The organism is Arthrobacter sp., from assembly GCF_031179385.1.
GTDB lineage: Bacteria > Actinomycetota > Actinomycetes > Actinomycetales > Micrococcaceae > Arthrobacter_D.
On sequence record NZ_JAPSHV010000123.1, the window covers coordinates 1 to 7,231 of the forward strand.

The 7,231-nt window shown below is 63.8% G+C and carries 6 protein-coding genes; 2 read left to right on the forward strand and 4 right to left on the reverse strand.

The genetic code is table 11. From position 1 onward, the window contains the following. Window positions 1-184 precede the first annotated feature (184 nt). Both RIF85_RS13450 and RIF85_RS13455 read left to right on the forward strand, forming a co-directional pair. Entirely contained in the window at window positions 185-1,480 is a 1,296-nt protein-coding gene (locus RIF85_RS13450; protein ID WP_309072407.1) for a M20 family metallo-hydrolase, read from the forward strand. A 1,110-nt stretch (window positions 1,481-2,590) separates the two neighbouring features. Next, window positions 2,591-2,902 carry a hypothetical protein gene (locus tag RIF85_RS13455; protein ID WP_309072408.1) on the forward strand — a complete coding sequence of 104 codons (312 nt, stop codon included), beginning with the start codon at window positions 2,591-2,593 and terminating at the stop codon, window positions 2,900-2,902. 221 nt (window positions 2,903-3,123) lie between these two features. On the opposite strand, the gene RIF85_RS13460 is transcribed toward RIF85_RS13455, so the two are convergent. The 4 genes from RIF85_RS13460 to RIF85_RS13475 form a co-directional block, all read right to left on the reverse strand. Further along, window positions 3,124-4,491 carry an MFS transporter gene (locus RIF85_RS13460; RefSeq protein WP_375164855.1) on the reverse strand — a complete coding sequence of 456 codons (1,368 nt, stop codon included), beginning with the start codon at window positions 4,489-4,491 and terminating at the stop codon, window positions 3,124-3,126. Between the two features lie 40 nt (window positions 4,492-4,531). Beyond that, complete coding sequence (locus tag RIF85_RS13465; RefSeq protein WP_309072410.1) at window positions 4,532-5,791, reverse strand: FAD-dependent oxidoreductase; 1,260 nt, start codon at window positions 5,789-5,791, stop codon at window positions 4,532-4,534. A gap of 2 nt (window positions 5,792-5,793) precedes the next feature. After that, a complete protein-coding gene (locus RIF85_RS13470; RefSeq protein ID WP_375164856.1) occupies window positions 5,794-6,150 on the reverse strand; it encodes a 2Fe-2S iron-sulfur cluster-binding protein in 357 nt (118 codons plus the stop codon). Continuing rightward, a partial coding sequence (locus RIF85_RS13475; protein ID WP_309072411.1) for a cytochrome P450 occupies window positions 6,141-7,231 on the reverse strand: 1,091 nt, incomplete at its 5' end. The genes RIF85_RS13470 and RIF85_RS13475, both read right to left, overlap by 10 nt.

Sequence of the window (7,231 nt, forward strand, 5' to 3'; positions counted from 1 at the left end):
TGGCTGGCGGACGAGTAGACGTGCGCCCACGGTCCGACGACCGGCTGCCCCCTGAACGGCCGGCGCTCGTGCTCATCGCAGCGGGACCGGACGCTAGCCGACTAGTCGGTGAGGCTGCGGCAGTGCTGGACCGGCTTCTTGCCTTAAACCCAATCGGATAAACGAGGAAAGGTTAGCACCCCCCATGAACGATCACTCTTTCTTGCAAGACTTCCATCACGTAGCGACGATCGGCGCGACCTTCAACAATGGAGTGGACCGTCAGGCCGCCACGGCCAACGACGCGGCCACCCGAACGTGGTTCGCCCAGTGGATCCAGGATGCAGGATTCGAGCTGCGCGTGGACGGGATCGGCAACATGTTTGGGCTCACCGAGTGGACCCCGGGCGCCCCCTATGTCCTCATCGGTTCCCACCTCGACAGCCAGCCCCTGGCCGGACGGTTCGACGGGGCCTACGGCGTGGTCGCGGCGATGCACGCTGCCCAGGAGATCAGCCGTCGCATCAAAGGCACGGAACAGGCGCCTAAATTCAACCTCGCCGTCGTCAACTGGTTCAACGAGGAAGGCAGCCGATTCGCCCCTTCGCTCATGGGAAGCTCGGTCTTCGCAGGACTCTTCGACCAGGACGAGACGCTCGCCATTGTCGATCCGGACAACATCAGCGTTCAGCAGGCCCTGTCCGAAATCGGGTTCCTCGGGACGGACCCGCGTCCGATACCCGCGGCGTACGCCGAGATCCACATCGAGCAGGGACGGATCCTCGAACGTGAAGGCGTCGACATCGGGTTGGTCGAACACAGCTGGTACACCCAGAAACTCGATATCGAGGTACTGGGCGAGCAGTCCCACACCGGCGCCACCGCCATGGCCGACCGCCACGACGCACTCGTTGCCGCGTCCAAGATCGTCTTGATGGTCCACGACGTAACCAAGGACTATGACGAGGAGGCCCTGGTCTCCTCAATCGGTCGGCTCTCAGTGGAACCGAACTCACCCATCGTCGTCGCGCGCCGCGTCCATCTCGTCGCTGACCTGCGCTCCGGCGACCCCGCGATTGTCCGATCAGCCAGGGAAAAATTGCTGCGCGACATCGAAGCACTGGCCCGCGAGCACGACATCCAAATCCGGGTCAATGACTTCGACGTCCGCCAGATCCGGCACTACCCCGAGTCCGGACTGGAGCTGTCAGCCAAAACCGCCGCCAATCTCGGTTTCTCCACACGTCGCCTTGCAACCATGGCCGGCCACGACTCCGTCGCCATGAACTCCATGGTCCCCACCGTCATGCTGTTCATCCCGAGCGTCGACGGCGTCTCCCATTGCGAACGGGAACTGTCCACAGACGAAGACATGGTTAAGGGCCTGCATATGCTCACCGAAGTAGCCCAGCAACTTGTCCATGGAAAGCTGACAGAAGGCAATGACCAAGCTTCGTTTCCCTCTCCTGAACGAGCTGCTGTAGGCCCTTCGCCGTCTTAGCCTCCGGCAGAGATGGAGTACCTGAGCGATCCGCCAACACTCTGACACCAGATCACGGGCACCTGCGCAACGGGTTGCCCGCCCTCGACACGGCGAACAGCGCTTCGAATTGACTGTCCGTGACCCGGCGTCGGAGAGAGGCAAGCGATTCCGCCGAGGCATTTGAAGTTGTTTGGTTCGTCGCTAGCACCTTGTCACGCCAAGCCCCACGAGCCGGTCTCGCACCACGCAGAGGGGCTCTGCTCAACATCAAACGCCGATAACAGCGCACATGACGCCGAGTCCAGATTGTCATCTGTTGATCGGGGCGTTCGAGTCGAAGGCCGAGGAGTTCGCTGACGTCGTCAGTGTGGCCGCACGGAGCTCCAGGAGCGGGGCCGGGTGTGTTGGCTACCGCTGCATGTGCACATCGGGGAACCATCCTTCCGGTGCTCGTTTTGGTTCGAGGTGTTCGGGCTCGCGGTGTGCGGTTCTGTCGCACGCGCATGTGGTGGTCGGCCGGATCGTGGTCACCATTGTGCGCGGCTGCAAGACGCAAATAACGCTCTGGTAACGCTTTCCGTAGATGATCCACTCAACAGGGGGGCACTAGCTACCCCGCCAATGTGGGAGGGTGATCGGATTGTCGACTAGCGACGGCACGTGTCAAGATTCGGGACTTCAGAGTAGGCGCCGCAGAGAATCGCGCGCTTCCCGCCGCTGCATTGCTTCGCCGCCCGAACCTGGTATCGACGAAAGCAAAGAACGCCCGGGCGGCGAGGTACAGGGTTGTTCTCGGGCCGCCGACAGCTTGGCACTCGTCGAGGGCGTCTCCATGAGTTGGAACACCGGTCGTCAATGGTGTCGTGGGGCGGGTGCATGATGCCGTTGCGCAAACGCCACCCCGGAGCGCGATCCGCCCGAACTATCAGCCGTCAAGCCGACCGCATACTCGAAGAGGCAAGAGCCAGAGAGCGTGACTACGAAAGTAAAGGGCTCCGGTCAGTCACGATCAGCCGCGACGCTCTGATTCGCGAACTGACCCACGCCATCGAACATTCGCCTTTCCTCACGCAGATCGGCTGGGGACCAGCCGCCCGTGGATCGACCTTTCCTCTGGATTTTGGGATCATGAACCCCGATCCCTGGCCCTACTCCGAGGCTAATCTTGGCCTTTGCGTTTACTGGGGTGTGGGCACAGGTATCGGGAGCGCTGGCGAATCACTTCAGGTTGCCGACGAAGCCATCGGCATCTTCGCCGTGGAACTGGGCACCCTCAATTCGTCGGCGTCGCCGTACATCATCGATGCCTCGCACGTTCTGCCGGCCACCCTTGCGCCTGGAGCCTCCCGCATCGAGATGAGCTATCTGCTGTACGAGGTGAATTCCTTCGACGCCTGCATGGTACTCAAACGCGGCACCTTGTCGATGGGCATCACATAGTCATTCTGCGGCCGATAGGGCAACCTCGATGAGGACTTCTCTCCCCATCGCCGATAACGGCGCATATGTAGTTCCAGCTCTTGTAGAGCGAACGGGCGTGGCCCGCACAACGCTTGTTTGTGCGGGCCACGCCGGCTGTTGTTATTTCAAGTGGGTCCGGAGACCGAGCACAGCACCCTTTCCCCGGTCCTGCTCATTGCAAGACGAGCGGGACGATCTTGCTAGTGGCTGGGCATTGATGATTGTTCGTTTTTGAGTTCCTTGATGCGAAGGTTGGTGCCGCGGGGTTCCTTGACGGTTGTAACGGCGATGATCGAGATGAGGCTCAGAACGATGATGTAGATGCCCACTGACGGGGACCAGCCGGTGGTGTCCATGAGGGCCTGGGCGACCATGGGTGCGAAGGCACCGCCGAGAATGGCCCCGAGCGCGTACCCGATGGAGACACCCGAGTAGCGGACTTGGACTGGGAACATCTCGGCGTACATGGCCGACATGGGGCCGTACGCGAAGCCCAGGCCGACGGTCATGACGACGACACCGAGTCCCAGCAGCCAGATGTTGGCGGTGTCAATGAGCAGGAACAGCGGAACCATCCACACGATGAGGGCAGCGTAGCCGATCTGGAAAGTCCGAACCCGTCCTATGCGGTCCGAGAGGGACCCGCTCCAGATGGTCGTGACCAGCCAGGCTGCTGCCGCGATCGTGGTCATCAGGAGCACAGGTGAACGTTCCATGCCCAGTTCCCTGGTGGCGTAGGAGGCGACGAAAGCGATCAGCAGGTAGCCTGCGGCGTTGTTGCCCATGAAGATCAGGGCACACTGGATGACCTGCTTGGAGTTGGTCTTGAAGAGCTGGACCAGCGGGGCGGACGATTCGCGGCGGCGTTCGAGCAGTTCCTTGAACACCGGGCTCTCGTCGACCGCGCGGCGGATGAAGTATCCAACCACGATCAGTAGCACGGAGACGAGGAACGGGATGCGCCAGCCCCAGGCGGCGAATTGTTCGGGGGTGAGCATCAGGGTGAGGAGTGTCAGCATTCCGGAGGCCATGAGCATGCCGACCGGGACGCCGATCTGCGGATACGCCCCGAAGAGGCCGCGGCGGTTGACCGGCGCGTGTTCGACGGCCATGAGCGCGGCGCCGCCCCACTCGCCTCCGGCGGAGAAGCCTTGGAGGATGCGCAGCAGAATCAGCAGGACTGGTGCCCACACGCCGATCTGCGCGTAGGTGGGCAGGAGCCCCATCAGTGCGGTCGCGCCTCCCATCATCACCAGGGTGAAGACGAGCATCCGTTTGCGTCCGATGCGGTCTCCGAGATGACCGGCAACGATAGCGCCCAGGGGACGGAAGAGGAAGCTGATGCCGATGGAAGCCAATGAGATGAGCTGGGTGAGGGCGGGGTTCTCTGCTCCAAGCGGTTGGAAGTAGAGCTGCCCGAAAATAAGGGCGGCGGCACTGGCGTAAATGAAGAAGTCGTACCACTCGATAGAGGTGCCGACCAGGGTACCGGCGAGTACCCGGCGCTCTTCCGGGTTCATCCGGTGACGTTTTCCGAATGCTGCAGCTGGTGGCGAGGTTGTTGACATGGGAACTCCGTTGTCCGTGGGCAGGTGCCCTGTTAGGTGGTTAGGCTGGCTGTGGTTCTTTGGCGTGGGCGCGGAAGTCGAAGCCCGGGTCCGCGGCCTGGTCGGGGCTGAGGCTGCGCTCTCGGGCCAGGAGCTTGCGCGCTGCCATGTGATCCGCCGGGTGGTTGAGGGATTCGACGGCAGTGAGCCTGGCGTTGCGGAAGCAGAAGACGGAAAACTTCCCGCTCGACGGGTCGCCGCGGAGGATGGTCTCGTCCCCGGGCTGGGCTATGCCGGCGATCTGCAGCCGCAGGTCGCCCTGCGTGGACCAGAACCAAGGCAGTTCCTTGTACGCCTGCCCCTGGGTCGGGTCGTGCGTGCCGAGAATGGACTTGGCGGTGTGCCGGGCCTGGTCCGTGGCGTTCTGCACGGATTCGAGGCGAGTGCGCGCCTCGGCGTGGTGGCTGGGGTAATTCGCGCAGTCGCCGAGGGCGAAGATGTCCGGATCCTCGGTCCGCATGTTGGTGTCCACCGTGATGCCGTTGGCGACAGCCAGCCCGGCGGCCTCAGCCAGCTCGGTCCGCGGGATGACTCCGATGCCGACCAGCACCATGTCCGCCGGGTAGCGCCGGCCGGTGGTGCTGATGGCGGCGGCGACGTGCCCTGCGCCGTCGTTCTCAAAGGAGGCGATGCCTTCGCCCAGGCGCAGGTCGGTGCCCATGCTGCGGTGTGCCTGGGCGAACCAGCGGCTCATCACCGGGGACAGGGCACGGGCCATGGGCCGGTCCGCGTATTCGAGCACGGTAACTTCGATGCCGCGTTTGCGGGCTGCGGCGGCGAACTCGAGGCCGATGAAGCCGGCGCCAATGACGACGACGGACTTTGCCTCGCCGAGGCGGGCGTGCACGGTTTCGGCGTCCGCCAGGGTCCGCAGGCCGTGGATCCCGGCGAGTCTGCTGCCAGGGACGGTGAGTACGCGGTTGGCGGCGCCGGTGGCGAGGACCAGCTTGGCATAGCCGACGGTGCTGCCGTCGGCCAGCGCCGCCGTGTGCCTGGCTCGGTTGATCGAGGTGACGTGCGCGCCCAGGCGCGAGTCGACGTCGTTGTCCATGAAGAACTTTTCCGCGCGCAGCGGCAGCGGCGCCGGGTCCGTCCCGGCGGCCAGGTAGTCCTTGGACAGCGGGGGCCGCTGGTAGGGGAAGTGTGTTTCCTCGCCGATGATGGTGATGGGTCCGGTGTGGCCTTCCTTGCGGAGGGAGTCGACGAGCTGGATGCCGGCTTGGCCGTTGCCGACGATGAGGATATTTCCGGGCCTGGGCATGGTCAGACCTGGCTTCCCGGGACGTCGACCTCGATATCGTCGAAGCTCTCGCCGGCCTTGAGCTGGCAGCCCAGCCGGGAACGCTCGTCATCGCGCGGGTCCGCGGTGCAGTCGAGCATTTCGTCCTCGTCGTCGCTGATTTCGGGCAGGCCGTCGAGGTACTCGGGGCGGACGTAGACGTGGCAGGTGGCGCACATTGCCTGGCCGCCGCATTCGCCGGCGATCCCGGCGACGCCGTTGGTCACGGCAGCGCGCATAAGCGAGGTGCCCGGGTCGACGTCGAGCACGTCGACATTGCCGTCGGTGTGGTGGAAGCTGACTTTCGCCATCGTTTCTACCTCTTTACTGTCTAGTTCCATGTCACGGGCAGGCTGGTGAGGCCGCGGAAGACCCAGCCGTCCCATGTTTCGCTGCGCCGTTCGTCCACGCGCAGCCCCGGGAGCGTTTCATAAAGGAGGGGTACGGCGATCGCCCCGATGGACGTTTTGGCTGCCCAGTGCCCGGCGCAAAGGTGGACCCCGCTGCCAAAGGCCAGATGGGACTGCTTGGGGCGGGAAATATCGAAGGTATCGGGATCGTCGTTGAAGTGCGCTGTGTCCCGGTTGGCGGATCCGACGACCACGCCGAGGGGCGCGCCGGCGGGAAGGCGGACTCCCTCAAGCACGACCGGCCGGGTTGTTTCCCGGGGGTACATGCCGATGGGTGAGAGCCATCGAACGGTTTCATCGAAGACGCCCGGCCACAGCGCTGGATCAGCCAGCACCTTCTCGCGCTGTCCGGGGTGCCGGTCCAAGGCCCAGACGATGTTGGTCACCATATGCTGGGGTTCGTTCATTCCGCCGGATATGGTCAGCTTCACGTTCGCGGCCACGTTATCCAAGGGCAGCCCGCTGTTCGCCAGGGCTGATGTCATGGAGCCGTTGGGATGGGACCGGTAGTGCGGCACCAGTTCTTCGAGCAGGCCGTCCACCTCGGTTCTGGCCGCGTTGCAACGGGCCCAGATGTCCGGGTCGTCCAGAAGATTTCCCGCGCCGGCAATAAAGGCATGCGACCAGCGGCGCATGTCCTCGACCTGGGCGTCTTTCAGGCCCAGCAGGTCGATCAGGTTTTGCGAGGCCACGGGCGCTGCATAATCCCGGTTGAGGTCTGCCTCATCGGGGCCTTTTTCCGCCAGGACCTCCAGGTAGCGGCGGGCGTTGCGTTCAAAAGCAGGGGCCCAAGTCTCCTTGATGTTCTTCGGCCGCAGGGTCGGGTTGATCGCGGCCCGGTCCGCGGCGTGTTCCGGATCGTCCTTGCGGAGCATCGGCTGGGCACCGATGGCCCTGTTCATGGTGGCACCGCTGACGTTCGCGGAGAAGATTTCCTGATCCATCTCCACTTCATGGCACCCGGCATAGGACGTGACGAGGTACTTGTTGAGCGCAGGAACCCACGCCACCG

Excerpts from the sequence above, each read along its gene's own strand:
- RIF85_RS13450 (WP_309072407.1), top strand. The coding sequence starts at position 185 with ATGAACGATCACTCTTTCTTGCAAGACTTCCATCACGTAGCGACGATC.
- RIF85_RS13455 (WP_309072408.1), top strand. The coding sequence starts at position 2,591 with ATGAACCCCGATCCCTGGCCCTACTCCGAGGCTAATCTTGGCCTTTGC.
- RIF85_RS13460 (WP_375164855.1), bottom strand. The coding sequence starts at position 4,491 with ATGTCAACAACCTCGCCACCAGCTGCAGCATTCGGAAAACGTCACCGG.
- RIF85_RS13465 (WP_309072410.1), bottom strand. The coding sequence starts at position 5,791 with ATGCCCAGGCCCGGAAATATCCTCATCGTCGGCAACGGCCAAGCCGGC.
- RIF85_RS13470 (WP_375164856.1), bottom strand. The coding sequence starts at position 6,150 with ATGGAACTAGACAGTAAAGAGGTAGAAACGATGGCGAAAGTCAGCTTC.